Below are 26,515 nucleotides of genomic sequence, written 5' to 3'. Positions count from 1 at the left end.
CCGAAGCTAACGCGATAAATCGACCGCCTGGGGAGTACGGCCGCAAGGTTAAAACTCAAATGAATTGACGGGGGCCCGCACAAGCGGTGGAGCATGTGGTTTAATTCGATGCAACGCGAAGAACCTTACCTGGTCTTGACATCCACAGAATCTTGTAGAGATACGAGAGTGCCTTCGGGAACTGTGAGACAGGTGCTGCATGGCTGTCGTCAGCTCGTGTTGTGAAATGTTGGGTTAAGTCCCGCAACGAGCGCAACCCTTATCCTTTGTTGCCATCGATTAGGTCGGGAACTCAAAGGAGACTGCCGTTGATAAAGCGGAGGAAGGTGGGGACGACGTCAAGTCATCATGGCCCTTACGACCAGGGCTACACACGTGCTACAATGGCGTATACAAAGGGAGGCGACCTCGCGAGAGTAAGCGGACCTCACAAAGTACGTCTAAGTCCGGATTGGAGTCTGCAACTCGACTCCATGAAGTCGGAATCGCTAGTAATCGTGAATCAGAATGTCACGGTGAATACGTTCCCGGGCCTTGTACACACCGCCCGTCACACCATGGGAGTGGGTTGCACCAGAAGTAGATAGCTTAACCTTCGGGAGGGCGTTTACCACGGTGTGATTCATGACTGGGGTGAAGTCGTAACAAGGTAACCGTAGGGGAACCTGCGGTTGGATCACCTCCTTACGAAGTGCTCGTAAGTGTTCACACAGATTGTTTGTTTAGAAGAGAAATAATTAAGTCCCCTTCGTCTAGAGGCCTAGGACATCGCCCTTTCACGGCGGTAACAGGGGTTCGAATCCCCTAGGGGACGCCATAAAATGTGATGAAATTATTTTTCTAAAAAAATTATGTTTGTATTTACTTGATTTAGTGGTTAAGTGAATAGAAAGATAAAGCTCTTTAACAATTAGGAACAAGCTGAAAGAAACGAGTTCTCGTTTTTACGAAAGGCTTTTAATTATAGGTTGAATTAAAGTTTATTGAACTTTGATTGAACAATCTATAAATAAAAAGAGAATAAGTAAGAAAGAGAAGAAAGCGTAATTTAAACCAAGACAACTGTGAGTTGTAAGGTTAAGAAATTAAGCGTACACGGTGGATGCCTAGGCAATCAGAGGCGAAGAAGGACGTGTTAATCTGCGAAAAGCGACGGTAAGCTGATAAAAAGCGTAATAGCCGTCGATGTCCGAATGGGGAAACCCAGTGTAGGAAACTACACTATCATCTAATGAATCCATAGTTAGATGAGGCGAACCGGGAGAACTGAAACATCTAAGTACCCCGAGGAAAAGAAATCAACCGAGATTCCCTGAGTAGCGGCGAGCGAAAGGGGAGGAGCCCAAGCGGGTAGCATAAGGTATTAGTGGAAGCGTCTGGAAAGTCGCACGATAGAGGGTGAAAGTCCCGTACACGAAGGTGCGTTATGTGGAAGCTTATAGAGTAGGGCGGGACACGTGATATCCTGTCTGAAGAAGGGGGGACCATCCTCCAAGGCTAAATACTCCTGATTGACCGATAGTGAACCAGTACCGTGAGGGAAAGGCGAAAAGAACCCCGGGAGGGGAGTGAAATAGACCCTGAAACCGTGTACGTACAATCAGTGGGAGCTGTTACCGTTAGGTAATAGTGACTGCGTACCTTTTGTATAATGGGTCAGCGACTTATATTCTGTAGCGAGGTTAACCGAATAGGGGAGCCGAAGGGAAACCGAGTATTAACTGTGCGTTAAGTTGCAGGGTATAGACCCGAAACCCGGTGATCTAGCCATGGGCAGGTTGAAGGTTGGTTAACACTAACTGGAGGACCGAACCGACTAATGTTGAAAAATTAGCGGATGACCTGTGGCTGGGGGTGAAAGGCCAATCAAACCGGGAGATAGCTGGTTCTCCCCGAAAGCTATTTAGGTAGCGCCTCATGAATGACTGTTGGGGGTAGAGCACTGTTTCGGCTAGGGGGCCATCCCGGCTTACCAACCCGATGCAAACTCCGAATACTGACAAGTTGAATCATGGGAGACACACGGCGGGTGCTAACGTTCGTCGTGAAGAGGGAAACAACCCAGACCGCCAGCTAAGGTCCCAAAGTCATAGTTAAGTGGGAAACGAAGTGGGAAGGCTTAGACAGCTAGGATGTTGGCTTAGAAGCAGCCATCATTTAAAGAAAGCGTAATAGCTCACTAGTCGAGTCGGCCTGCGCGGAAGATGTAACGGGGCTAAAACTATGCACCGAAGCTGCGGCAGTGCACGCAAGTGTATTGGGTAGGGGAGCGTTCTGTAAGCCGTAGAAGGTGTGTTGTGAGGCATGCTGGAGGTATCAGAAGTGCGAATGCTGACATAAGTAACGATAAAGCGGGTGAAAAGCCCGCTCGCCGGAAGACCAAGGGTTCCTGTCCAACGTTAATCGGGGCAGGGTGAGTCGACCCCTAAGGAGAGGCCGAAGGGCGTATCTGATGGGAAACGGGTTAATATTCCCGTACTGGCTATAACTGCGATGGGGTGACGAAGAAGGCTAGGTTTACCACCTATTGGATGGTGGGTTAAGCGTGTAGGGGTGTGATTAGGCAAATCCGGTCACTAAGACTCTGAGGCGTGATGACGAGCTGCTAAGGCAGTGAAGTAATTGATGCCCTGCTTCCAGGAAAATCCTCTAAGCTTCAGGTTATAGTTAATCGTACCCGAAACCGACACAGGTGGTCAGGTAGAGAATACTAAGGCGCTTGAGAGAACTCGGGTGAAGGAACTAGGCAAAATGGTGCCGTAACTTCGGGAGAAGGCACGCTGATGTGTAATTGAAATCCCATGCGGACGTAGGTGAAATCAGTCGAAGATACCAGCTGGCTGCAACTGTTTAATAAAAACACAGCACTGTGCAAACACGAAAGTGGACGTATACGGTGTGACGCCTGCCCGGTGCTGGAAGGTTAATTGATGGGGTTATGCTTATGCAGAAGCTCCTGATCGAAGCCCCAGTAAACGGCGGCCGTAACTATAACGGTCCTAAGGTAGCGAAATTCCTTGTCGGGTAAGTTCCGACCTGCACGAATGGCGTAATGATGGCCAGGCTGTCTCCACCCGAGACTCAGTGAAATTGAAATTGCCGTGAAGATGCGGTGTACCCGTGGCAAGACGGAAAGACCCCGTGAACCTTTACTATAGCTTGACAGTGAACATTGAGCCTTAATGTGTAGGATAGGTGGGAGGCAAAGAAGCATGCACGCCAGTGTGTGTGGAGTCGACCTTGAAATACCACCCTTTAATGTTTGATGTTCTAACCTATACTTCTGAATCGAGGTAAGGGACACTGTCTGGTGGGTAGTTTGACTGGGGCGGTCTCCTCCCAAAGAGTAACGGAGGAGCACGAAGGTTAGCTAATCCTGGTCGGACATCAGGAGGTTAGTGCAATGGCAAAAGCTAGCTTGACTGCGAGAGTGACGGCTCGAGCAGGTACGAAAGTAGGTCATAGTGATCCGGTGGTTCTGAATGGAAGGGCCATCGCTCAACGGATAAAAGGTACTCCGGGGATAACAGGCTGATACCGCCCAAGAGTTCATATCGACGGCGGTGTTTGGCACCTCGATGTCGGCTCATCACATCCTGGGGCTGAAGTAGGTCCCAAGGGTACGGCTGTTCGCCGTTTAAAGTGGTACGCGAGCTGGGTTTAGAACGTCGTGAGACAGTTCGGTCCCTATCTGCCATGGGCGTAGGAAAATTGAGAGGGTTTGCTTCTAGTACGAGAGGACCGAAGTGAACGCACCGCTGGTGTTCGGGTTGTGATGCCAATTGCATTGCCCGGTAGCTACGTGCGGAATAGATAAGTGCTGAAAGCATCTAAGCACGAAACTAGCCTCGAGATGAGTTTTCCCTGAAGAGATTCAGTAAGGTCCGTTTGAGACTAAGACGTAGATAGGTCAGGTGTGTAAGTGTAGTGATACATTGAGCTAACTGATACTAATGAACCGAGAGTCTTAACCTTACAACTCGGAGTTGTTTTGGGTTACGTGGTAAAGAGTTGATAAAAAGTTGAGAGAGCAGTTTGTTCCGGATTGATAGATAGGTATTGATATGAGATAATGGTAGAAGATATCAATACTAATTGAAAGAGACAGGATATGTCTGGCGGTAATAGCGCGGTGGTCCCACCTGACCCCATGCCGAACTCAGAAGTGAAACGCCGTAGTGCCGATGGTAGTGTGGGTATTACCCATGTGAGAGTAGGGTGCCGCCAGACTTTTAAATATATAGCCCAGCAGTCATGCTGGGCTTTTTGCTTTTACATTATTATCTTATAATATGTAAAAAATCACTTAGTTGCTTTTGCTTTATTTTTAGTAACTTAACCTTAACCTATCTTATATTTTTATCTATAACTGATATGTATTTAGGTTTCTTTCTTAAATTGTTTAGTAAGTTTTTATCATCATCTTTCCACCAATATTCTTTATATATAGCTGGTTTTTTAAATTCATAAATGCTAATTAAACCTAACAAACCTGATGGTGAATCGGCTATAAAATCCCAACCATTCTTTTCAGCACAGTACATTTTTAACTTTTCGTCATACCAAATTTGGTATCCTTTTTTATCTAATATATTGAGTACAGTGTTTGATATATTTGAATATTCAAATAATGCCGGCATAAAATTAATCCTATTTCATAATTTTAATAGTTTACAGCGAGCTGAAGTGTGATTATCTCATTTTTAATACAAAATTAACGTAGAAAATCATGCTAGTTGTTTTTGTGTTTTGTATTCAATAGGCGTTATACATATTTAATGTCTCATGATTTTTTCAGTATTATAAATGGTAAGTCATTTTCAGTCATTCTATTTGTTTGCTCCAGGTTGTTAAAAACCCGACATATTTTTAGATAAAAAGCACTTTAATTATTTAAAATTTTATACTCAAACACATAGTTTCCTGAAAGTTTTTAACATTATTTTAAGATTTAAAGGTAGGTACAAAAATAAGTATGTAGAAATAGTATTCTCCATTTTATAATTATTTTGTTAGATCAAATACCTTCAGAATATTTTTATAAAAAATAAACATAGCCTCTATTTTTTAGACTTATAACGTTGAATAGAGCTTGAGAGGTTTTGTTCTTCTATCCATGCTAATTTTTCAGTATAATTTTTTTCAGCACCACGAGTTGTTGGGCGATAATATTTTGTATTAGCCATTTCTGGCGGGAAGTAATTTTCACCTGCTGCGAAAGCGTTGGGTTCATCGTGGGCGTAACGATACTCAGCACCATAACCTAACTTTTTCATTAAGCTTGTTGGAGCGTTGCGTAAATGCTCAGGAACATCATAATCAGGTTTTGATTCGGCATCAGTCATTGCTTGTTTAAATGCAAGGTAAACTGCATTACTTTTTGGCGCACAAGCAAGATAGATGATTGCTTGTGCAATCGCACGTTCACCTTCAGCAGGACCAACTCTTGTAAAGCAGTCCCATGCGGCAAGTGCTACTTGCATAGCTCTAGGATCGGCATTACCAACATCTTCCGAGGCAATGGCTAATAATCGACGTGCAACATAAAGCGGATCCCCCCCAGCAGAGATAATTCTGGCATACCAATAAAGAGCGGCATCAGGTGCGGAACCACGTATTGATTTATGTACCGCGGAAATTAAATCGTAAAAACGATCGCCTTGATTATCGAATCTCGCACTACGTTCTCCCATAACTTCTTTGAGTAAATCAGGTGTAAGTTCATGCCCATCTGACATGTCAATTAATAGTTCAAGAGTATTGAGTGCTCGCCTCGCATCGCCACCAACGAATTCTGCAATTTGTTTTTTTATTTCTTCAGGTAGATTGATGTTTTTATTACCATAACCACGCTTAGGATCATCCATTGCCTGCTGTAAAATTTGCTCAATGTCATGGTTGGTTAATGATTTGAGTAAATAGACTCTTGCACGAGATAATAACGCAGAATTTAATTCAAATGATGGGTTTTCAGTTGTTGCTCCAATAAACGTAACAGTACCGTTTTCGACATAAGGCAAAAACGCATCTTGTTGACTTTTATTAAAACGATGAACTTCGTCAACAAATAATATAGTGCGGATCCCTGCTTGCTGATTAATTTTAGCACGTTCAATTGCTTCACGAATATCTTTTATGCCAGATGTAACGGCAGAAACTCGTTCAACTTTAGCATTAGCATGATGAGCAATAATTTCAGCTAAAGTTGTTTTGCCAGTGCCAGGTGGCCCCCAAAGGATCATTGAGTGTAAATTTCCAGCTTCAATTGCTTTTGGTAGCGGTTTATCTTTCCCCAATAGATGAGATTGACCTATATATTCAGCTAGATTACGTGGGCGCATTCTAGCTGCTAATGGTTTAAATTCATCAGTAGTAAATTCAAAAGACATACTCGGCATGGCAGGTATTTATCCGCATTTGTAAAATAAAACCTATTATATACTTGTTATTTTGTAAGTGAAAAAAGAAAAGAAAATATCTTTCCCCACTAGAATAAAAACGGTAATATTTCAATCTTATATAGTAATCAAAATATATTTAACATATTTTTATAGAAGAAATACATAAGGATTGGCTATGAAAAAGTTTTTACTTTTAATTGGAGCATTAGTTAGTTTATCTGCATGGGCTGGCGATAAAGAAGTATTACAACAACGTTTAGATAAAATTGACGGGTTTTATGCAAGGTTTTCGCAAGATGTGAAAACGGCCGATAATCAACAAGTACAAGAAGGTAAAGGCGATTTATGGGTTAGTAGACCTTACTATTTTAATTGGACGATGAATGAACCTGATGAAACATCGATTATTTCTGATGGAAAGAATATGTGGGTATATACACCAGCAGTTCAACAAGTTAGTGTAATGGACTTGAAAAAAGCGATTGATAACCGATTAATGTTACTAATTACTGACAGTCAGAACCCAATTTGGAATGTTTATAATGTCACTCGTAAACAAGATTCGTTTACCCTAAAACCAACAGATGGGTCTAATCAAGACTTTATTATTTCGGTATTACCTACAGGTATGATTTCTAACTTTACTATTATAGAAGAAGATGGCCAACGTAGTTTTTATGACTTGTCTCGACAAACACTAGGTAAAGTCGCATTAGATAAATTTAAATTTACTCCGCCAGCAGGCGTAACTGTTGATGATCAACGTTAGTATATTGTAGATTTATAATGTACTAAAAAAGATAGCGCTAGCAAATCTAATTAAAACAGAAATTGAATCGATATCTACTGCTAGCGTTATATTTTACGAAGTGAATCAAAACATTACCGATTTGCGTTTTTCATAATACGTGCTTTATCAACTTGCCATTGGCGTTCTTTAATATCGGTACGTTTATCGTATTCTTTTTTACCTTTGGCAACACCAATTTTTACTTTTGCCCATGCGTTTTTCCAATATAACGAAAGAGCAACAACCGTATAGCCTTGGCGGTTGATCTGACCAAATAATGAGTTGAGCTCACGCTCATTTAGCAGCAACTTACGATTTCGCATCGGTTCACAAATAACATGCGTTGAGGCAACATTTAACGGCGTAATAGTTGCACCAAATAACCATGCTTCACCATCTTTAAGTAAAACATAGCTATCACTAATATTTGCTTTACCTGCACGGAGTGATTTTACCTCCCAACCTTGCAGGGATAATCCCGCCTCAATTTCCTCTTCAATAAAGTACTCATGGCGTGCACGTTTATTTAATGCAATAGTTGCCGATCCCGGCTTGTGTAATTTTTTCTTAGTCATAATGTGCGTTATTATAGAGTTACGTGATACTATATGCTACTAATTTTAACTTTTTATTTTATTATTATGGCACATGTTTTTCACGAAGTTATTGAGCCCTACTCAATTGAGCAAATGTTTGCTTTAGTTAATGATATAGAAAAATATCCAGAATTCATTCCTGATTGTATCGCAACAGGCATTATTAGAAAACAAGATAATATTATGACTGCCTTTATTAAGGTTGAAAAGTTCGGTTTTAAAAAATCTTTTACCACATTAAATAGAGTTAATGAACCTAACTCAATTGATATAACGCTTTTAGAAGGTCCATTTAAACAATTATCGGGTCGGTGGCAATTTGTTAAAATTACTGAAAACCAAAGTAAAATTAGTCTCAATTTAGATTTTGAGTTCAAAAATAAATTATTAGATATGACTTTTACTCCTGTATTTAAAGAAATCATGACTAGTATGGTTAATGCGTTTTCAAAAAGAGCAAGGCAGATTTATTAAAATGATCAATATTCAAGTTGTTTATGCGTTACCGAATAATCCAACAGTAATTAATTGTAATGTTGATGAGCAAACGAATGTCTTGCAAGCAATTACAAAATCCAATATCTTATCGTTATGCCAGATTAAACTAGATGAACATTTAATCGGCATCTATGGAAAACGTTGTGATCTTAATGAATTGGTTAAAAATGGCGATCGTATTGAAATATATCGCCCTTTAATCAATGATCCTAAAGAAATAAGACGAAGAAAAGCTGCACAAAAAAATTATGGCTAAAGGCAAAGGATATTAAATGCATAATCTATTAATTGAAAAGATTGAAACTTTATGCAAAAAACGTGGTATTAAACTGACAACGCAACGCCGAACAGTTTTAGATATTATGTTAACGGCAAATAAAGCAATGAGTGCCTATGATCTTTTAGATCTACTAAAAGTAAGCGAACCACAAGCTAAACCTCCAACAATTTATCGTGCACTTGAATTTTTACTTGAACAAGGTTTTATCCATAAAGTGGAATCTTCTAATAGCTATATTATTTGTCCACATTTTCAAGATCCTGAACATATTTCAATTTTATTCATTTGCGATAAATGTCAACAAATCATCGAAAAACATTCACAAGATATCGAACATCAATTTAAACAGTTAGCACAACAAAGTGATTTTTTAATCAAACATAGTGTGCTAGAAATACACGGATTTTGCCAGCAGTGTCAACCTTAATTATTGTTCTTTGGTTAATTAATATTGCCTGTGATACTGTTGGGCAAATTGCATTTAAGTATGCCGCAATTACTTCAAAAAATAAGCAGGGTTTACATTATTGGCAAAAATTATTTAGCAACTTTTGGCTTTGGTTGGGGTTTGGCACATATTTTATCGGTTTTATTTTTTGGCTAGCATTTTTAAGTAAAGTGCCTTTGTCGCAAGGTATTTTACTAGGTTCATTTAATATCATTACTGTTATGTTAGCTGGTCGTATCTTATTTCAAGAGCACCTTACTTTATTTCGTATCATTGGTATATTTTTTATTACTACAGGCGTAGTTTTAGTGGGGCTTACGTAATGAAAAAATTTTATATTATTGGATTCATTTTACTATTATTTTTTGACACATTTGGTCAAACAAGCTTTAAATTAACGGCAATATCAGCTATGCCATTTGAAGTGAGTATTGATTGGTTAATCCGTATTTTTACTTATGGTTGGGCTTATTTAGTAATGCTTGGCTATACAGGGGCATTTGTCACTTGGATGGTATTATTAAAAAAAGCCCCAGTGGGTCCAGCTTTTGCCGCTTCTCATTTACAGGTGGTTACAGTAATGTTGGTATCGGTTATTGTTTTTGATGAGCAAATTACATTGACACGCATGCTTGGTGGGTTATCTATCATTATAGGTATTGTTTTTTTAGCTCTAGCAGAGCAAAAATTACAGCATAAATCTTAAAGTTGCCTATTTTATACTGAAACATAGTGTTTCCTGAAACTTTTTAACAAAGAATTAATACTTCCAATTTACTAATTTAGCAATTAGCCAGTTTGAGTTTATCTTATTTAGTAGAAATAATATGCCCTAATGAGCATATTGATTTTTAACCTTACAACTATTAATTTAAAATATTATTACCTGTAATGGATTATTTTAATAAAAATGCTTTTGAGATTGTTTAAATACGGTCACGCTCAAGGATAACAATGTGAGCTTCTCGATTCCAGAATAAGAACAAGCGGCGTATCTCTCTTTCCATCGTTACTACACGCCAGCCTGCTTCAGCATTTTTATTTAATAACTCGGCAAACCTAGCTGGATTAACATTAGCTGATCCAAAAAGAAATGAAGAAAAAGCGTTTTCTTGATAAATAACTACCTTATATTCTTTCATAAAAAATTAAAACTCCAATAATTTATTTAAATTGACATTGAAAATTTTTAATATTATATACTGTTAAGACTTAAGTATCTAGCGTATAACAATTTTGTTTGATCTAAAAAATAGATATGTTCAATTTATATTAAAATTGTTAACCATTTTAAATATAACCCTATTTTGCTCGACGTTAGCCTGACTAAGCACGAGGATATTACGACCTGATACAGGTTATTAGACTCTTTATCTACTTTGCTTATTTGGTCAAGCTAAAGGTACAATTGCTTGGTGTGAAATGGCAAATTATAGGAAAAACTAATAAGTTAAACAAATACACATAATATTTTACCGATTGCTCATCATCGGGATGATGTAGTTGACCTTTATAAAAGTTATGAATTTGGTTTTTTATTCGTGAAAGGTATAATATCTCTAATACTTATTGATAAGTTCTTTATATAAAAAATATTACAGTTATAATTTGTAAAAAAGTTTCAGGAGAGTAGTTGTTTTAGTATAAAACACTATTATTAATTATTGATGAATAAAGAATCTTACTTTCAACGTTTTAGCGGTATAGCTAGGCTTTATGGTCAGTCGGCTTTGCAATGTTTTTCGCAAGCGCATATTTGTGTAATTGGTATTGGTGGTGTAGGCTCTTGGATTGCTGAATCGCTAGCGCGTAGCGGTATTGGTCAAATTACTTTAATTGATATGGATGATGTTTGTGTAACAAATACAAATCGCCAAATTCATGCGTTAAAATCCAATATTGGCAAAGCTAAAACATCAGTTATGGCTGAACGTATTTTACAAATTAATCCTGAATGTATCGTAAATGAAATTGATGATTTTATTAATGCGAGTAATGTTGGCAAATATTTAGGAACAAAGCAATCCCACCGTTATCACTATATTATTGAAGCAATTGATAGTGTATACGATAAAGCGGCTGTGCTTGCATATTGTAAGCGACAAAAATTGAAAGTGATTACCATTGGTGGAGCTGGTGGGCAAAAAGATCCAACCCAAATTAAAATTTCAGATTTAGCAAAGACAATTCAAGATCCATTGGTAGCGAAGTTACGAGAGAAACTAAAGCATAATTATAAATTAAATAAAGATAGTAAAGGTAAATACGGCATTCCTTGTGTATTTTCGACTGAGCAATTAACGTATCCTTCTAAAAATGGACAAGTATGCTTAACAAAAAGTGAAGCAGATGGTCCTAAAAAAATGGATTGTGAGTCAGGGTTTGGTGCAATTACAACAGTTACAGCCACCTTTGGTTTTGTGGCGGTTAGTTATGTGCTAAATAAATTGTGTAACACATAATTTTTAAAACTAGTCCTTTTTCTTCCATAATAAATTCCATTAATAATAACCACTTTTGAGTGAAAGTGGTTGTCTTTTATATCTATTTCTTTTTTAGTGATTAAATACATAAAAAATTAGTTACTTTTCGTAACATGCTTTTTTTTATTCAATATATTATTGTATAAAGTAAAAATCTGATTTACGATAACGTCAATTTCGTTTTGTCATTATGCTTAAGCATTAAATAGTTTCAAGGAAGACGCCAAACGATCCCGATTTATTTTTTAATTTCAAGGAGAAATCTATGGCAGTAACTAACATGAATGAGTTAAATGAGTTAATGGCTCGAGTCAAAAAGGCGCAGGAGACTTATTCAACTTATACTCAAGAACAAGTCGACAAAATCTTTGTAGCAGCTGCAACAGCCGCCGCTGCGGCACGTATTCCACTTGCGCAACAAGCTGTTGCAGAGTCAGGAATGGGAATTGTCGAAGATAAGGTCATAAAAAACCTTTTTGCCGCTGAGTATATTTTAAATAAATATCGTCACGATAAGACTTGTGGAGTCGTTGCTGAAAATGAACCATTCGGTACTATTACTATAGCAGAGCCACTTGGTATTATTTGTGGAATTGTTCCTACAACTAACCCAACTTCAACTGCGATTTTTAAATCATTAATTAGCTTAAAAACTCGCAATGCAATTGTCTTCTCTCCACATCCTCGAGCTAAAAAATCAACTATTGAAGCTGCTCGAATTGTATTAGATGCCGCAATTAAAGCTGGTGCACCAAAAGATATTATTGGTTGGATTGACGAGCCATCTATCGAATTATCAAATGCATTAATGCACCACGATGATGTGTCTGCTATTTTAGCAACCGGTGGACCAGGCATGGTAAAAGCAGCTTATAGTTCAGGTAAACCTGCGTTAGGTGTTGGTGCAGGTAATACACCAGTTGTTATAGATGAAACAGCTGATTTGAAACGTGCTGTTGCCTCAGTACTTATGTCTAAGACATTTGATAACGGGATGATCTGTGCATCAGAACAAGCAATTGTTGTTGTTGATTCTGTCTATGATGAAGTACGTCGCTTATTAACTCAATATGGTGCATATGTCTTAAATGCTAAAGAAACTAAAGCAGTACAAGGTATTATTTTAAACGACAAAGGCGCCTTAAATGCCAATATTGTTGGTCAGCCAGCAACTAAAATTGCTGAAATGGCTGGTCTTAAAGTTCCAGCTGGTTCGAAAGTACTTGTTGGCGAAGTAAGTAAAGTTGATTTATCTGAACCGTTTGCCCACGAAAAACTTTCTCCAACGCTTGCTATGTTCAAGGCTAAAGATTTCTCTGAAGCTGTTGATAAAGCAGAAAAATTGGTTGAAATGGGTGGAATGGGGCACACTTCAGTCCTTTATACTGATCAAGATAGCAATCGTGAACGTATTGCTTATTTTGGTAGTAAAATGAAAACTTGCCGTATTTTAATAAACCAACCAGCGGCTCATGGTGGTATTGGTGATTTATATAATTTTGATTTAGCGCCATCTTTAACATTAGGATGTGGCTCTTGGGGTGGTAACTCGGTATCTGAAAATGTTGGACCGAAGCACTTAATCAATAAGAAAACAATCGCTAAGAGAGCAGAAAATATGTTATGGCACAAACTACCAAGTTCTATCTATTTTAAACGTGGCTCACTACCAGTAGCTTTAAGTGAAGTAGTTGAGCAAGGTGCAAAGCGTGTATTTTTGGTAACAGATAAATTCCTATTTAATAACGGTTACTCAAAACAAATCACTGATCAATTAGAAGCACAAGGTGTTATTTGTGAAACTTTCTTTGATGTTGAAGCAGATCCAACATTAAGTGTCGTGCGTAAAGGTACTGATTCAATGCAAGCATTCCAACCAGATACAATTATTGCGTTAGGTGGTGGTTCACCAATGGATGCTGCAAAAATCATGTGGGTTTTATATGAGCACCCTGAAACTAAATTCGAAGAGCTAGCATTACGTTTTATGGATATTCGTAAACGTGCTTGCCACTTCCCAAATATGGGGCAAAAAGCAAAATTAATTTGTGTAACAACCACATCAGGTACAGGCTCTGAAGTAACTCCATTTGCCGTTGTTACTGATGATGCAACAGGTCAAAAATATCCATTAGCGGATTATGCTATTACGCCTAATATGGCAATAGTTGATGCGAACTTAGTGATGAATATGCCTCGTTCACTTTGTGCAGCTGGAGGTTATGATGCCGTAACGCATGCTTTAGAAGCTTACGTATCAGTTATGGCAAGTGAGTTTTCTGATGGGCAAGCGCTACAAGCGCTAAGCATACTTAAAGCTTATTTACCAGCAAGTTATAGAGAAGGGGCTAAAAATCCTATTGCTCGAGAAAAAGTGCATAGTGCTGCAACGTTAGCTGGTGTTGCTTTTGCTCAAGCATTCCTTGGTGTTTGTCACTCAATAGCTCATAAAATTGGTGCAGCATTCCATATTCCTCATGGTGTTGCTAATGCGATGTTAATTAGTAATGTTGTCCGTTTTAATGCAACCGACAAACCAACTAAACAAGGTACATTTAGTCAATATGGTTATCCTAAAGCAGTTAGCCGTTATGCCGAAATTGCTGATCATTTAGGTCTAACTGCAGCTACGGATAATGATGAGAAGAAAGTCGAGAAGCTAATTGGTTGGTTAGATCAACTTAGAAAAGATCTTGATATTCCATTTTCTATTAAAGAATTTGGTGTGGATGAAAAAACTTTCTTGGATCAAGTCGATCAGCTTGCAGTAGATGCATTTGATGACCAATGTACTGGTGCAAACCCTCGTTATCCTCTAATTGCAGAGCTAAAACAGATCCTTCTTGATACTTATTATGGACGTGCATATCAAGACAAAGGTGATATTAGCGAAGATGTAGCGGTACAAACAGCGGCTAAAGGTGCAGGGACAACCAAAAAAAATGTAGTTAAAAAGAAATAACATAAGTTTATTTTGAGCTAAATAAAACCCGAAATAATTATACATTTCGGGTTTTTTTATATTTTTGATTTATTTTTAAGCAAACAAAATAAAATTTGTTTTTTTTGCTTGCAAGGTTAAATGTTCTAGTTCATAATGCGCAGCACTTAGGCCGGCTTAGCTCAGTAGGTAGAGCAACTGACTTGTAATCAGTAGGTCGCCAGTTCGATTCCGGCAGCCGGCACCATTTTCCTAAGTAGACAAATTTATAAAGATTCGGGGTGGGGTTCCCGAGCGGCCAAAGGGAGCAGACTGTAAATCTGCCGTGTCACACTTCGAAGGTTCGAATCCTTCCCCCACCACCATCATCTAATATTAGCAATAGCTAATTGAAGCATTTAGGTAGCCGAGTTTGAACATGCGGGCATCGTATAATGGCTATTACCTCAGCCTTCCAAGCTGATGATGCGGGTTCGATTCCCGCTGCCCGCTCCAATTGCTGATATAGCTCAGTTGGTAGAGCGCACCCTTGGTAAGGGTGAGGTCGGCAGTTCAAATCTGCCTATCAGCACCATTCTTGTTAATCTCCTAAACTTCTAAAAATATCAAATTTGCCTGCTTTATAGCTTGTCACTCGGTAACTTTATCTGTTATCATTCAGAGCTAATTTTAAGTTAGTATTATGTTGATATTAAATATGATACTTGGTTAATGTGGTGATTCACCACCGATTTGTATTACATTTGAGGGACGATAAATGTCTAAAGAAAAATTTGAACGTACAAAACCCCACGTTAACGTTGGTACAATCGGCCACGTTGACCACGGTAAAACAACTTTAACTGCTGCAATTACAGCTGTACTTGCTAAAAAATACGGCGGTCAAGCTCGTGCATTCGATCAAATCGATAACGCACCAGAAGAAAAAGCACGTGGTATTACCATCAACACTTCACACGTTGAATACGATACACCAACTCGTCACTACGCACACGTAGACTGCCCAGGCCATGCTGACTATGTTAAAAACATGATCACTGGTGCGGCACAAATGGACGGTGCTATCTTAGTAGTAGCAGCAACAGATGGTCCTATGCCACAAACTCGTGAACACATCCTTTTAGGTCGTCAAGTAGGTGTTCCTTACATCATCGTATTCTTAAATAAATGTGATATGGTTGATGACGAAGAATTATTAGAATTAGTTGAAATGGAAGTACGTGAACTTCTATCTCAATATGATTTCCCAGGTGATGATACACCAGTAATTCGTGGTTCAGCGCTTAAAGCGTTAGAAGGCGATGCAGCATGGGAAGACAAAATTGTTGAATTAGCAGAAGCATTAGATAGCTATATTCCAGAGCCAGAGCGTGATATCGACAAACCATTCCTATTACCAATTGAAGACGTATTCTCAATTTCAGGACGTGGTACAGTAGTAACTGGTCGTGTTGAACGCGGTGTAATCAAAGTTGGTGAAGAAGTTGAAATTGTTGGTATCAAGCCAACCACTAAAACAACTTGTACTGGTGTTGAAATGTTCCGTAAATTACTTGACGAAGGCCGTGCAGGTGAAAACGTTGGTGTATTACTACGTGGTACAAAACGTGAAGAAATCGAACGAGGTCAAGTACTTGCAAAACCAGGTTCAATCACACCACATACTGATTTTGAATCAGAAGTGTATATTTTAAGCAAAGATGAAGGTGGTCGTCACACTCCATTCTTCAAAGGTTACCGTCCACAGTTCTACTTCCGTACAACTGACGTAACTGGTACTATCGAATTACCAGAAGGTGTAGAAATGGTAATGCCTGGAGATAACATCAAAATGACAGTATCATTAATTCACCCAATCGCAATGGCAGACGGCTTACGTTTTGCGATTCGTGAAGGTGGTCGTACTGTTGGTGCGGGTGTTGTTGCTAGGGTTATTAAATAATCTAGTATTAGCTACCAATAGAAAGGGTATCAATAGATGCCCTTTCTTATCTAGTCTGTTTAGCAAAATGTTTTTGATAAAAGAGCATTTTGGAAAATAGATATTACTATAAATAACATAATTATGGGTTTTATATGCTAGTAAGTAACGAGAGTCAAGATTCAAATACTATTCTAGACAAATTTAAATGGTGTTTAGTTTTAGTATTGATTGCATTTGTTGTTTGGGGAAATTTTTATTTTGCTGAACCAAATGATATATATCAACCTAATACAATCGTTCGGATTATTGCAGTTGTTGTAATTTCGTTATTAACGCTGTTAATTGCGATTACAACAAACATGGGTAAGTCATTTTTGTTATTTTTACAAGAATCTAGAAAAGAATTAAGAAAAGTTGTATGGCCAACACGTAAAGAAACAGCACAAACAACTTTACTTGTTGCAGCTATTACACTTTTTGTTGGTTTAGCGCTTTGGGGGATGGATACAGTATTCCGTTTAGTCATCTTTTATTTAACATCAATAGGGCGTTAATATGAGCGAAACACAACAAAAGCGATGGTATGTTATTCAAGCTTATTCTGGGTATGAAGCGAGGGTTGCACAATCATTACGTGAATACATCAAATTACATAATATGGAAGATGCATTTGGTGAAGTTTTAGTACCCACTGAAGAAGTTGTTGAAATGAAAAGTGGTCAACGCCGTAAAAGTGAACGTAAATTCTTTCCAGGTTATGTGCTAGTTGAAATGATGATGAATGATGCAACTTGGCATTTAGTAAAAAGTGTACCAAGAACAATGGGCTTTATTGGTGGTACTTCGGATCGACCAGCGCCTATTAGCCAACGTGAAGTTGATGCTATCATGAATCGTTTACAACAAATAGGTGATAAACCACGCCCTAAAACACTATTTGAACCAGGTGAACTTGTTCGTGTTAACGAAGGTCCATTTGCTGACTTTAATGGTGTAGTAGAAGAAGTTGATTACGAAAAAAGTCGCTTGAAAGTATCGGTTTCTATTTTTGGACGTTCAACGCCTGTAGAGCTAGATTTTAGTCAAGTTGAAAAGAGCTAATCTTTTGATATAGTTTTTCACTGAATTAGCTGTATCTTTTACAAAACCACAAGAGTCTATCTTGTGGTTTTTGTTTTTATGAAAGAAATATAATGCCTTTCCAGAATTTGAGAATAATAGTTCTGTTTCTAATATATTTAATCAAAGTGAGTTGCCAAGGTAGATAAAACCACTATAGGATCATAATTTATTATTAATATAATACAGGCAATCTATTCTTTTTTAGATTTTTTTATTCTTTTACCCATATCAAAGTGATATCCCAACCAATAGTTAGGCCAACGTGCTTCGATTCCTATATTATTAACTATTAAAGCAACCATGACTAATAAAACCGAACCTATAAGTACTGGTGTTATCAAGAATGAATAGTCAGTAATTCCAGACATCATGATTAGAATAGGGTTTGCACCAGCTGGAGCGTGAACTACACGTAGTAACTGCATCAATGCGATAGATGTCCCAACTGCTAATGCTATCGGTATAATTCCATTACTAAATAAATTAATGAACAACACACCTATAAAAGACGAAATAAAATGCCCTCCTATAACACTTCTTGGTTGTGCTAATGGAGATTTAGGTGCAGCAAATAACAAGACGCATGTTGCACCAAATGGAGCCATAATTGCTAATGTACCTCCCCACTGAGTGATTACGAGCAAAGTTAAAATCCCTAAAGCACCCCCAATAAATCCTCTCAATATAGCTACTGCGTTAGGTTTAGGTGACATCACCTCTCCTCCTTTTAATTTTTCTAGCATAAATCTCTCCTGTTTGGTTAATGTGGGATTTTAATAAAACTAGTAAGTCTATTAAGTAAACTGTCTCGTTTACTTAATGTATATTTGTTAACTATAAAGGTCAAACATTATTTATAATTAACTATATTAGAGTTGTTGTGATAGAATCAAAAATATTCTAGCAATTACAAATAATAAAAAATGAAATTGAAGCCTGAAATTGTTGATATGATACTTGCTGCGGCTGAATCGCTGTTTAATGAATATGGTTATCATCCTGTTAGTTTAGAGCTTATTGCAGAAAATGCAGGTGTATCAAAAAGAACATTATATAAATATTTTGGTGACAAAAATGGGCTTGTAAGTAAAGTGTTACTTAGGCGGAATGATTGTTTTAAAAAATCACTTACAGATGTTATCGCTGTTTTTTCTGAAAAAAAAGACAAAATCAATGCAATTATTTCATGGCATATAAAATGGTTTAAGAATGATAATTACCGTGGTTGTATGTTTGTACGAGCCAAGTCTGAATATAACAATAAAAGCGAAGAAATATGCGCTATTGTTAGTGAACATAAAAAGTGGATTCAAGATAGGATTTTTGAATGTCTAGGAGGCACAAAGTCATGTGAACAAGCATCTTGCCTAATTATGTTAATACTTGAAGGTATGATATCTTGCACATCCGTTTTTGGTATTGAGGGATATGATTTTGAACAGGCAAAAATGTATATCTATGATATCGTCGATAACATTGGCGAGGATAACCTATGAATTTAAATAGCTGGCTTATAGACAATGGATAGCCATTACCTCAAGCCTATTAACCGAAATGATCAATTTAATCTAAGTTAAACGATTCCAATTGTTGTTGTAATTCTAACCATTGTAGTTCTGTTTCTTCTAATTGATTTTTAAGTTGGCTTTGCTCTAGTAACAAAGTTGTAAGTTCGTTTTTTTTGCTCGCATCATAGATTGCAGGATCAGACAGTTGTTCTTCAATTTGCTTTAATTGATGGGTTAATTTATCAAGCATCTGTTCTTCTTTTTGTAACTGTTTTTTTATTGGCTGCATTTGTGCACGTAATTTAGCTTGTTTACGTTTTTGCTCTTTACGATCTTGAGCTGATATATTACTTGTATTTTCTTTTTTGGGTGAATTTATTTCGTCATTTGATTGGTTATCATCTTTTTGTGCTTCGGCTAACCATTTTTGATAATCATCAAGATCGCCGTCAAATGGTTCAACTTTATGATCATGGACTAAATAGAATTCATCGGTGGTCGAACGTAGTAAATGGCGATCATGTGACACCACAACTAATGCACCATCAAAATCAATTAGCGCTTCAGTCAATGCTTGTCGCATATCTAAATCTAGGTGGTTAGTTGGTTCGTCTAATAAAAGAAGATTTGGTTTTTGCCAGACAATTAAAGCTAAAACAAGTCGCGCCTTTTCACCACCCGAGAAAGTTTTAACTGGCTCGGTGACTTTGTCGCCTTGAAAATCAAATCCACCTAAATAATTACGCAGTTCTTGCTCTGTATTTTTCGGTTCGGCAAGTTGCGTTAAATGCCAAAGTGGTGATTCATCAGGGCGTAGATATTCTAATTGATGTTGAGCAAAATAGCCTAATTGAACACCTTTAGCAAGATTAATATGGCCTTCTTTAGGTGCAAGTTCACCAGCTAGTAATTTAATCAGTGTTGATTTACCTGCACCATTGCGTCCTAATAGACCAATACGTGAACCAGGAACTAAATTAAGCTTAATTTTTTCTAGTATAATTTTATCATCATAACCCGCTACGACTTTGTCCATCATTAACAAAGGACTTGGTAAGAATTCTGATGGTTTAAAATTAAAATGAAATGGATTATCGACATGCGCTGGTGCAATCAGTTCCATTTTTTCTAACATTTTTATACGGCTTTGCGCCTGTTTAGCTTTTGTTGCTTTGGCTCTAAAGCGATCGATATAATTTTGTAAGTGTGCAACTTTGAGTTGTTGGCTTTCATAAAGAGACTGTTGTTGTGCTAACTTTGTAGATCGTTGAATCTCAAATGAGGAGTAGTTACCAGTGTATTCAAATAAACTTTTTTGTTCAATATGAATAATTTTATTGACTAAAGGATCTAAAAAATCACGATCGTGAGAAATTAAAATTAAAGTTCCTTGATAGTTGCTTAGCCATTTTTCAAGCCAAATGACAGCATCTAAATCAAGGTGATTGGTTGGTTCATCAAGCAGTAATAAATCAGAACGACACATTAACGCTTGTGCCAAATTCAATCGCATTCGCCAACCACCGGAATAGGACTTAACCGGTAACATTAATTGCTCATTAGAAAAACCAAGACCATGTAATAATGTTGCAGCTCGTGCACGAATTGTCCATGCATCTATGGTATCAAGCTTTTCATGAATGACCGCAATTTGTTGACCATTATTTTGCTCATTGGCAATATTTAACTGCTTTTCTAATTGACGATATTCACGATCGCCATCAATCGCATATTCAATCGCAGGAATATCCAAGGCTGGTGTTTCTTGATTGACCCAAGCCAGTTGCCAGTGAGATGGAACACTCAATGTGCCTGCATCAGCTTGGATTTCACCTTTAATTAGCGAAAAAAGGGTGGATTTTCCGCAGCCATTTTTACCCACTAACCCCACTTTTTGTTGAGGATTAATGGTTGCTGATGCATTATCTAATAGCAGGTTAACGCCACGGCGCACTTGGATCGAATCAAAAACTATCATGATATTTATGTCTATTATTCAAAATAAAGTAGGTTAATAAAAATTGTTTTAATCATCTAAAATCAGGAACGTTATAAAACAATCAATTTAAACAAAAAAGCCCTTTGTTGAAACGAAAAGGGCTTAAATTTAATTATTCGTAGGCCTATTTTTTAATTGCTGATAAAGCACGACGGATAAAGAACGTACATATACCAACAAAAACAAAGAGCCCTAAAAGTTGCGGTAACATACCTAAATCGAACGGTATTGCGAGTGGAGCATCATTTCCGCCATTGGTGATGCTAATCACAATTACAATAGCTAATAACACGCCAACTAAGCTCTCGCCAACAATCAAGCCCGATGCAATTAGCGCCGCTTTACGATCAACTTTTTGGTATTGTTCTTCTGGATCTAAATTTTGCGCTTGGGCTTTTTTGTACGCATTACGTTTAATTATCCATGATAAAAAAGTACCAATAATAATTGGTGTTGTAATGCTTGGCGGTAAATAAATGCCTAACCCAACAGCAAGAGCAGGTATGCGAAAATTAGATTTATTTCGGGCAAGAATTAAATCAACAATAATAATAGCAGCGCCTAAAGCAAGTCCTATTAAAATCATCGTCCAGTCAAGTTGATGAGCAAAAATTCCCTTAGCAATTGTTGTCATCAGTGTTGCTTGTGGTGCAGCTAAAACTTGGCTTACATCCATATTTTGGCGAGGTAAAGCGCCAGTAAAGCCATAAGCGTTATATAAAATTTCTAAAATAGGCGCAATAACAATTGCACCAACAACACAGCCAAGTAATAATGCGACTTGTTGTTTCCAAGGGGTAGCATTAACCAAATGACCTGTTTTTAGGTCTTGTAAATTGTCATTTGAAATACAAGCAATAGCCAATACAGCACTGGTTGTAAAGAGCGCAAGTGCGGTTGCAAAATTAGAACCTTCAATAGAAGATAGCATACCATTAGCTTCGCCTAAACCTAATAAGATCAATGAAATGACAACCACAGCAACTATTGCTATTCCTGATATTGGGCTTGCTGATGAGCCAACAAGTCCAGCCATATAACCACAAGCGGCAGCCACTAAAAAACCCATAATAAAAGCAAATAATACAGCGCAAAAAACTAATGTCCAAGCGACGCCAGCTGATAACCCACTATTGCCAATGAAGCTATAAAAAGTCACTAACAAAATAGCTAACATACTGCCCATAATGACTAAAATAGTTTTAGGTGATAAATCCCGCTCGGTTGATGCAATATCACTGTCAGACGCATCTGAACGCATACTTTTAAACGAGATTTTTAACCCTTCGGCCATCGGTTTGATTAACGTGAGTAATGTCCAAACGGCTGCAATTGCGATTACCCCTGCACCAATAAAACGAATATCTTTTGCCCAAAATCCCATAGCAACTTCAGATAACGGTTGACTAGTATCATAATCGGTAATTGCACTTAAAATTGGAACGCCAAATACCCAACCAATAATAGTACCAATTAAAATAGCAATTCCAGACATAATTCCGATTAAATAACCAGCACTAAGTAAAGCTAATGAGAACCCCATAGGCAGTTGAAAAATAGACTTACCAGCAGTAAACCAATAAGCAGTGCTTTCTGATAACGCACGAAAACCATTAGTAAAAAGGCTAACAATGGATGCAATCACGCCACCAAATAAAATATCTTTTAGCCCATCATTAGCTTCATTATTATCGGTTTTAGAGCCAGCTTTTAAAATTTCAGCGGCAGCCACACCTTCAGGATAAGGTAAATTACTTTTAACGACCATTACATGACGTAAAGGAATTGAAAATAAAACCCCAAGCATTCCGCCTGCGGCACATATTGCAAAGGTTAGCCAAAAAGGAAAGTGTTGCCAATAACCAATCATTAACAACCCTGGTAGCACAAAAATAATTGAAGATAAAGTGCCAGCTGCTGATGCCTGAGTTTGCACCATATTATTCTCTAAAATAGTTGAACCTGAAAACAGTTTCAATACAGCCATTGAAATTACTGCAGCAGGGATTGCTGACGAAAAAGTTAATCCAACTTTTAAGCCAAGATAAACATTCGATGCAGTAAAAATAACAGTAATAAGAGCGCCGAGAATGGTACCTCTTAAAGTAAGCTCGCGTAAATTATTCATATTGTTTAATAACGTTAAATTAATAAGCAGGTATTATATACTTAATTCACATTTATCGGCTAGAAGTTCCGTCTTTAAGGCTATTTTTACAATTTATATTATTATTTTTGGTGAAATAATTATCAATAATAGCAAAATATATAAGCGCCAATGTTTAAAAGAGTAACCGTTTTGCTATGAAACCATTTACAATAGTTCAATCAATAATTGATTTATGAGAGATATTTTGAACGCATTACGACGCTTACAAGCCATAACCAAACAACTTCGTGATCCTGTTAATGGTTGTCAATGGGATCGGCAACAAACTTTTGCATCACTAAAATCGTATACTTTAGAAGAAACCTATGAAGTTTTAGATGCAATTGATAAACAAGACATGGATGAGCTAAAAAAAGAACTTGGTGATCTACTATTTCACATTGTCTTTTATGCTGATTTAGCCCAAGAACAAGGAAGCTTTAATTTTGATGAGATTTGTTTATCGGTTGTAGATAAATTAGTTTATCGTCATCCTCATATTTTTACTGAAAATAAGACTAAAAAAACTAACTGGGAACAACTTAAACAAAAAGAACGAAACCAAAAAGCGCAATACTCATTGCTTGACGATATACCCCAAGCAATACCAGCGTTAATGCAAGCAGAAAAAATTCAAAAGCGTTGTGCCTCGGTTGGTTTTGATTGGCATGATATAAAACCTGTGCTTGATAAAGTAAAAGAAGAAATTGGCGAAGTTGAGCAAGAATTAGAACGCACTAAACAAGATCCACAAAAAATTGAGGAAGAACTTGGTGATTTATTGTTTGCGACCGTCAATTTAGCTAGGCATTTAAAGGTTAAATCAGAACTCTGTTTACAGCAAGCCAATAAAAAATTTACCCGACGATTTCAACAAGTAGAATCGATACTCAAACAAAAAAACTTATCTTTAATTGATGCAACGCTTGAACAAATGGAAGACGCGTGGCAAAGTGTTAAGCAATTAGAACAGATTAAACTCAATAGCGAAGTGAATAAAAATGACTGAACAAAAAAATGAATTATATCAAGAGATCGAAGCATGGGCACAAAATGCGATATTAAATAGTCCAAAATGGAGCATTAATCAGCTCGATTACTCTGAAAAAAGTATTACGGTTGTTGAAATGATCATCAGTGAGCTGGCTGAAAAAAACTTTAGCATTCCAGAAGAACAACTCAACATGATATCGCAAGAATACGGATGTTATTTATTGCTCACCGCCCATAAAATATACGGAGGTGAATTTTATTGGAACGAAGAATTTCAACAACCCATGTTAATTTGCTGTGAACCTGATGCCATGATAGTCCTCATGACATGGAACAAAGTAAAAGGACGATTAGTAGGGGATAAAGCCGATCATATTGCTTATTTCTTAGATGAATTTGGCAAAGCTACTTTTCAACCCGAAAAAGGCACTCATGTGGTTTATTTGTAATAAAAATAATCATTCTTAAAATTCTTTACCAATAAAACTAAGCAAGTAGATAAATATTAACAAACTTTACATTACTGAATTGGATGGAGATTGAAAGTGAATTACAAACTTTATATAGGCAATAAAAACTATTCAACGTGGTCTATGCGCCCTTGGGTTGTAATGAAACACTTTGGTATTCCTTTTGATGAAAAGTTTGTTAGATTTGATAATCTTGACGATAAATCTGCTTTTAAAGCAACAGTATCCTCAATATCAAAATATGGTACAGTACCAATTTTAGTTGATAATGATGTGGTGATATCTGATTCTTTGGCTATTTGTGAATACTTGGCTGAAAAACATCCCAACTTAGCTTTATGGCCGATAGATACTAAAAAAAGAGCTAATGCTCGCAGTTTAGTGGCTAAAATGCATTCAGGATTTTCTGCTATTAGAAAACATTTACCAATGAATATTGAAGCTGAGTTTTTCGAAATTGGGCAAATTATTTTACGTGATCATGCTGATGTCAAAAATGAAATTTCTCTTGTTGATGAATTATTATCTTCTTTCTTAAATTTTAATTTACCTCAATCTAACTACTTATTTGGTGAATTTACTATTGCTGATGCTTTCTATGCACCAATGTGTTTAAGACTAAAAAATTTCGGTATCAAAACATCGGCAACGTTAACCAACTACATTAACACTATTTGTCAAACTCATAGTGTTAAAGAATGGATAAGTGAGGCAATGCAAGAAAAAGATTTTATTGTGGTGGATGAACCTTATCGTCTACACCGTTAATTAACAAATTCTAAGATATTTTTAAATTACTCGTGTGATAGCCTCGAATCTTTGAGGCTAAACAGATACTTTGTACACTAAAAGCAACGTTATTACTGTCTAAATAACTTAATTATTCATAAATAGTTGTTAATCGAGAAAATCTTGTTCTTAATGAAATATAATCTTTTGAAAAATAATTAAATTTAATTTCTATCTCTTGGTTTATTAATTTAAATTTCATAATAACATAAGGATGAAAATCAAATTTAATAGTAAAATGAGGATGAGAATTAAATTTAGCAGAGAATAAATCATCATAATTAAGCCTTGATACAATTTTATTTGTATCTTTATCTGTAAAGCAGATTTGTTTGTTCATTCGATCAAAATACATAAAATTTTCGTAGGTTTTATCGCAATAAAAATTTGAACGCACAAACTCATCCTTAAACTCACTTTTAAAAATTGTAATATGTTTATTAATAATAATATTTGTGTATTTAATAAATACCAGATAGTAAGCTAAAACGCCAATAATGATAAATATGAGTCCAATATAATAATTTTTGAATAAAAAACTGCAAAAAGAAAAGGCCCCCAAAAGTGGCAAACATCCGCCAGCAATAAATCTTGTAATTGAAAATAACATCTATATCTCCTTTGTATTATGTGTAAATTATACCTGAATTCAAACATGAAGTGTAATTTTAAACACGGTAGGGTTTAGAACATTTTGGTCTTTTACGCAAGTTAATAATATCAGTGATATTGTCCAAATTAGGTTATTTTTATGCAAAATTTCATAATGCCTAGCGACACCTCCCTGATTGAAATACTAAACAGTTTTAGTTATCGACAGTCGATAATGTGCAAAAAATTCCCTATTCCTAAAGTTGAATTATTTTCATCTTTACATTTCTTTACAAAAAAGTCCGCCAAAAAACTAGCCAACAATTTTTAAAATGGTTATACTTTTATCGCTATAGGAAAACAAGCTTATTAAATAAGTAAATAATTATAAAAATTTAAATAAAACAAATAATTACTTGACAGGTTAACCATAATGCATTATCATTTTAGACACCAGACACCAGACACCAGCACTGGCAAACCTATGTCTTAAATTTATTAAATAATCTTATTCGACGTGTTTTTACACTAAG

Annotated in this window: 23 protein-coding genes, 5 tRNA genes and 3 rRNA genes; 23 read left to right on the top strand and 8 right to left on the bottom strand. The window is 36.7% G+C overall.

What is annotated here, in order from left to right:
• From A9G44_RS03195 to rrf, 4 genes are all read left to right on the top strand, one after another.
• Positions 1-687 (top strand): 16S ribosomal RNA (locus A9G44_RS03195); the annotation flags it as partial.
• Positions 688-741: 54 nt separating this feature from the next.
• Positions 742-817: transfer RNA gene (locus A9G44_RS03190), tRNA-Glu, on the top strand.
• 258 nt (positions 818-1,075) lie between these two features.
• Positions 1,076-3,975 (top strand): 23S ribosomal RNA (locus A9G44_RS03185).
• Between the two features lie 139 nt (positions 3,976-4,114).
• Positions 4,115-4,230: ribosomal RNA gene (gene rrf / locus A9G44_RS03180) — 5S ribosomal RNA — on the top strand.
• A gap of 116 nt (positions 4,231-4,346) precedes the next feature.
• Here the strand turns inward: rrf and A9G44_RS03175 are convergent.
• Positions 4,347-4,640, bottom strand: a complete 294-nt coding sequence (locus A9G44_RS03175; protein ID WP_065609173.1) for a hypothetical protein — start codon at positions 4,638-4,640, stop codon at positions 4,347-4,349.
• Positions 4,641-5,060: 420 nt separating this feature from the next.
• Positions 5,061-6,398 (bottom strand): replication-associated recombination protein A, encoded by a 1,338-nt coding sequence (locus tag A9G44_RS03170; RefSeq protein WP_065609172.1) that lies wholly within the window; start codon positions 6,396-6,398, stop codon positions 5,061-5,063.
• 178 nt (positions 6,399-6,576) lie between these two features.
• Between A9G44_RS03170 and lolA the strand changes: the two genes are divergently transcribed.
• Positions 6,577-7,170 carry an outer membrane lipoprotein chaperone LolA gene (gene lolA / locus A9G44_RS03165; protein ID WP_034913659.1) on the top strand — a complete coding sequence of 198 codons (594 nt, stop codon included), beginning with the start codon at positions 6,577-6,579 and terminating at the stop codon, positions 7,168-7,170.
• A gap of 113 nt (positions 7,171-7,283) precedes the next feature.
• Here lolA and smpB read toward each other — a convergent pair whose 3' ends face one another.
• Entirely contained in the window at positions 7,284-7,766 is a 483-nt protein-coding gene (smpB, locus tag A9G44_RS03160; RefSeq protein WP_065590504.1) for an SsrA-binding protein SmpB, read from the bottom strand.
• Positions 7,767-7,799: 33 nt separating this feature from the next.
• Here smpB and A9G44_RS03155 point away from each other — a divergent pair, with 33 nt between their 5' ends.
• From A9G44_RS03155 to A9G44_RS03135, 5 genes are read left to right on the top strand one after another with little or no spacing between them, the layout of a single operon-like run.
• A complete protein-coding gene (locus tag A9G44_RS03155; protein ID WP_081298233.1) occupies positions 7,800-8,261 on the top strand; it encodes a type II toxin-antitoxin system RatA family toxin in 462 nt (153 codons plus the stop codon).
• 1 nt (position 8,262) lies between these two features.
• Positions 8,263-8,541, top strand: a complete 279-nt coding sequence (locus A9G44_RS03150; protein WP_065590505.1) for an RnfH family protein — start codon at positions 8,263-8,265, stop codon at positions 8,539-8,541.
• A 16-nt stretch (positions 8,542-8,557) separates the two neighbouring features.
• Entirely contained in the window at positions 8,558-8,992 is a 435-nt protein-coding gene (zur, locus tag A9G44_RS03145; RefSeq protein ID WP_065590506.1) for a zinc uptake transcriptional repressor Zur, read from the top strand.
• Positions 8,980-9,336: an EamA family transporter gene (locus A9G44_RS03140; RefSeq protein ID WP_034913647.1), complete on the top strand. Its 357-nt coding sequence runs from the start codon at positions 8,980-8,982 to the stop codon at positions 9,334-9,336. The genes zur and A9G44_RS03140 overlap by 13 nt, the downstream gene beginning before the upstream one ends.
• Positions 9,336-9,719 (top strand): DMT family transporter, encoded by a 384-nt coding sequence (locus tag A9G44_RS03135; protein WP_034913644.1) that lies wholly within the window; start codon positions 9,336-9,338, stop codon positions 9,717-9,719. Before A9G44_RS03140 ends, A9G44_RS03135 begins: the two co-directional genes overlap by 1 nt.
• A 220-nt stretch (positions 9,720-9,939) precedes the next feature.
• On the opposite strand, the gene A9G44_RS03130 is transcribed toward A9G44_RS03135, so the two are convergent.
• Positions 9,940-10,155: a DUF4177 domain-containing protein gene (locus A9G44_RS03130; RefSeq protein WP_065609171.1), complete on the bottom strand. Its 216-nt coding sequence runs from the start codon at positions 10,153-10,155 to the stop codon at positions 9,940-9,942.
• A 525-nt stretch (positions 10,156-10,680) separates the two neighbouring features.
• On the opposite strand from A9G44_RS03130, the gene tcdA reads away from it, so the two are divergent.
• The 9 genes from tcdA to nusG all read left to right on the top strand — a co-directional run bounded on the left by tcdA (position 10,681) and on the right by nusG (position 17,462).
• Complete coding sequence (gene tcdA, locus A9G44_RS03125) at positions 10,681-11,475, top strand: tRNA cyclic N6-threonylcarbamoyladenosine(37) synthase TcdA (protein WP_065605816.1); 795 nt, start codon at positions 10,681-10,683, stop codon at positions 11,473-11,475.
• A 286-nt stretch (positions 11,476-11,761) separates the two neighbouring features.
• The gene (gene adhE, locus A9G44_RS03120) at positions 11,762-14,458 is read left to right on the top strand and encodes a bifunctional acetaldehyde-CoA/alcohol dehydrogenase (protein ID WP_065574926.1); all 2,697 of its coding nucleotides are present in this window, start codon (positions 11,762-11,764) and stop codon (positions 14,456-14,458) included.
• A 150-nt stretch (positions 14,459-14,608) separates the two neighbouring features.
• A tRNA-Thr gene (locus A9G44_RS03115) sits at positions 14,609-14,684 on the top strand.
• 33 nt (positions 14,685-14,717) lie between these two features.
• A tRNA-Tyr gene (locus tag A9G44_RS03110) sits at positions 14,718-14,802 on the top strand.
• A 55-nt stretch (positions 14,803-14,857) separates the two neighbouring features.
• A tRNA-Gly gene (locus tag A9G44_RS03105) sits at positions 14,858-14,932 on the top strand.
• 3 nt (positions 14,933-14,935) lie between these two features.
• Positions 14,936-15,011: transfer RNA gene (locus tag A9G44_RS03100), tRNA-Thr, on the top strand.
• 183 nt (positions 15,012-15,194) lie between these two features.
• A complete protein-coding gene (gene tuf / locus A9G44_RS03095) occupies positions 15,195-16,379 on the top strand; it encodes an elongation factor Tu (protein ID WP_034913631.1) in 1,185 nt (394 codons plus the stop codon).
• Positions 16,380-16,513: 134 nt separating this feature from the next.
• Positions 16,514-16,915 carry a preprotein translocase subunit SecE gene (gene secE / locus A9G44_RS03090; RefSeq protein WP_034913628.1) on the top strand — a complete coding sequence of 134 codons (402 nt, stop codon included), beginning with the start codon at positions 16,514-16,516 and terminating at the stop codon, positions 16,913-16,915.
• A 1-nt stretch (position 16,916) separates the two neighbouring features.
• On the top strand, positions 16,917-17,462 hold the full coding sequence (nusG, locus tag A9G44_RS03085; RefSeq protein ID WP_034913625.1) for a transcription termination/antitermination protein NusG: 546 nt from the start codon (positions 16,917-16,919) through the stop codon (positions 17,460-17,462).
• Positions 17,463-17,674: 212 nt separating this feature from the next.
• Here the strand turns inward: nusG and A9G44_RS03080 are convergent, their stop codons facing one another.
• Positions 17,675-18,226: an HPP family protein gene (locus tag A9G44_RS03080; RefSeq protein ID WP_065609170.1), complete on the bottom strand. Its 552-nt coding sequence runs from the start codon at positions 18,224-18,226 to the stop codon at positions 17,675-17,677.
• 180 nt (positions 18,227-18,406) lie between these two features.
• On the opposite strand from A9G44_RS03080, the gene A9G44_RS03075 reads away from it, so the two are divergent.
• Entirely contained in the window at positions 18,407-18,979 is a 573-nt protein-coding gene (locus tag A9G44_RS03075; protein ID WP_065560458.1) for a TetR/AcrR family transcriptional regulator, read from the top strand.
• Positions 18,980-19,046: 67 nt separating this feature from the next.
• Here the strand turns inward: A9G44_RS03075 and A9G44_RS03070 are convergent, their stop codons facing one another.
• Together A9G44_RS03070 and A9G44_RS03065 are read right to left on the bottom strand one after the other, a co-directional pair.
• Positions 19,047-20,969: an ABC transporter ATP-binding protein gene (locus A9G44_RS03070; RefSeq protein WP_065609169.1), complete on the bottom strand. Its 1,923-nt coding sequence runs from the start codon at positions 20,967-20,969 to the stop codon at positions 19,047-19,049.
• Between the two features lie 145 nt (positions 20,970-21,114).
• Positions 21,115-23,118 (bottom strand): OPT family oligopeptide transporter, encoded by a 2,004-nt coding sequence (locus tag A9G44_RS03065; protein ID WP_065609168.1) that lies wholly within the window; start codon positions 23,116-23,118, stop codon positions 21,115-21,117.
• Positions 23,119-23,344: 226 nt separating this feature from the next.
• Here A9G44_RS03065 and mazG point away from each other — a divergent pair, with 226 nt between their 5' ends.
• The 3 genes from mazG (at position 23,345) to A9G44_RS03050 (ending at position 25,370) form a co-directional block, all read left to right on the top strand.
• Positions 23,345-24,148, top strand: coding sequence for a nucleoside triphosphate pyrophosphohydrolase (gene mazG, locus A9G44_RS03060; protein ID WP_218837513.1), 804 nt, complete (start codon positions 23,345-23,347; stop codon positions 24,146-24,148).
• Positions 24,141-24,581, top strand: coding sequence for a hypothetical protein (locus A9G44_RS03055; protein ID WP_034913613.1), 441 nt, complete (start codon positions 24,141-24,143; stop codon positions 24,579-24,581). Before mazG ends, A9G44_RS03055 begins: the two co-directional genes overlap by 8 nt.
• Positions 24,582-24,677: 96 nt before the next feature.
• On the top strand, positions 24,678-25,370 hold the full coding sequence (locus A9G44_RS03050; RefSeq protein WP_034913610.1) for a glutathione S-transferase family protein: 693 nt from the start codon (positions 24,678-24,680) through the stop codon (positions 25,368-25,370).
• Between the two features lie 112 nt (positions 25,371-25,482).
• Here A9G44_RS03050 and A9G44_RS03045 read toward each other — a convergent pair whose 3' ends face one another.
• Complete coding sequence (locus A9G44_RS03045) at positions 25,483-26,001, bottom strand: hypothetical protein (protein ID WP_034913606.1); 519 nt, start codon at positions 25,999-26,001, stop codon at positions 25,483-25,485.
• Positions 26,002-26,515 lie beyond the last annotated feature (514 nt).

It is taken from the genome of Gilliamella sp. Occ4-3, from assembly GCF_001690675.1.
GTDB lineage: Bacteria > Pseudomonadota > Gammaproteobacteria > Enterobacterales > Orbaceae > Gilliamella > Gilliamella bombi.
Note: the sequence above shows the minus strand (reverse complement) of the source record. Positions and strands in the feature narration are given on the sequence as shown.

Coding starts and splice junctions, on each gene's coding strand:
- A9G44_RS03070 (WP_065609169.1), bottom strand. CDS start 20,969: ATGATAGTTTTTGATTCGATCCAAGTGCGCCGTGGCGTTAACCTGCTA.
- adhE (WP_065574926.1), top strand. CDS start 11,762: ATGGCAGTAACTAACATGAATGAGTTAAATGAGTTAATGGCTCGAGTC.
- A9G44_RS03170 (WP_065609172.1), bottom strand. CDS start 6,398: ATGCCGAGTATGTCTTTTGAATTTACTACTGATGAATTTAAACCATTA.
- A9G44_RS03075 (WP_065560458.1), top strand. CDS start 18,407: ATGAAATTGAAGCCTGAAATTGTTGATATGATACTTGCTGCGGCTGAA.
- A9G44_RS03135 (WP_034913644.1), top strand. CDS start 9,336: ATGAAAAAATTTTATATTATTGGATTCATTTTACTATTATTTTTTGAC.
- A9G44_RS03155 (WP_081298233.1), top strand. CDS start 7,800: ATGCTACTAATTTTAACTTTTTATTTTATTATTATGGCACATGTTTTT.
- secE (WP_034913628.1), top strand. CDS start 16,514: ATGCTAGTAAGTAACGAGAGTCAAGATTCAAATACTATTCTAGACAAA.
- A9G44_RS03175 (WP_065609173.1), bottom strand. CDS start 4,640: ATGCCGGCATTATTTGAATATTCAAATATATCAAACACTGTACTCAAT.
- A9G44_RS03045 (WP_034913606.1), bottom strand. CDS start 26,001: ATGTTATTTTCAATTACAAGATTTATTGCTGGCGGATGTTTGCCACTT.
- A9G44_RS03080 (WP_065609170.1), bottom strand. CDS start 18,226: ATGCTAGAAAAATTAAAAGGAGGAGAGGTGATGTCACCTAAACCTAAC.
- A9G44_RS03065 (WP_065609168.1), bottom strand. CDS start 23,118: ATGAATAATTTACGCGAGCTTACTTTAAGAGGTACCATTCTCGGCGCT.
- A9G44_RS03130 (WP_065609171.1), bottom strand. CDS start 10,155: ATGAAAGAATATAAGGTAGTTATTTATCAAGAAAACGCTTTTTCTTCA.
- lolA (WP_034913659.1), top strand. CDS start 6,577: ATGAAAAAGTTTTTACTTTTAATTGGAGCATTAGTTAGTTTATCTGCA.
- nusG (WP_034913625.1), top strand. CDS start 16,917: ATGAGCGAAACACAACAAAAGCGATGGTATGTTATTCAAGCTTATTCT.
- smpB (WP_065590504.1), bottom strand. CDS start 7,766: ATGACTAAGAAAAAATTACACAAGCCGGGATCGGCAACTATTGCATTA.
- tuf (WP_034913631.1), top strand. CDS start 15,195: ATGTCTAAAGAAAAATTTGAACGTACAAAACCCCACGTTAACGTTGGT.
- zur (WP_065590506.1), top strand. CDS start 8,558: ATGCATAATCTATTAATTGAAAAGATTGAAACTTTATGCAAAAAACGT.
- tcdA (WP_065605816.1), top strand. CDS start 10,681: ATGAATAAAGAATCTTACTTTCAACGTTTTAGCGGTATAGCTAGGCTT.
- A9G44_RS03055 (WP_034913613.1), top strand. CDS start 24,141: ATGACTGAACAAAAAAATGAATTATATCAAGAGATCGAAGCATGGGCA.
- A9G44_RS03150 (WP_065590505.1), top strand. CDS start 8,263: ATGATCAATATTCAAGTTGTTTATGCGTTACCGAATAATCCAACAGTA.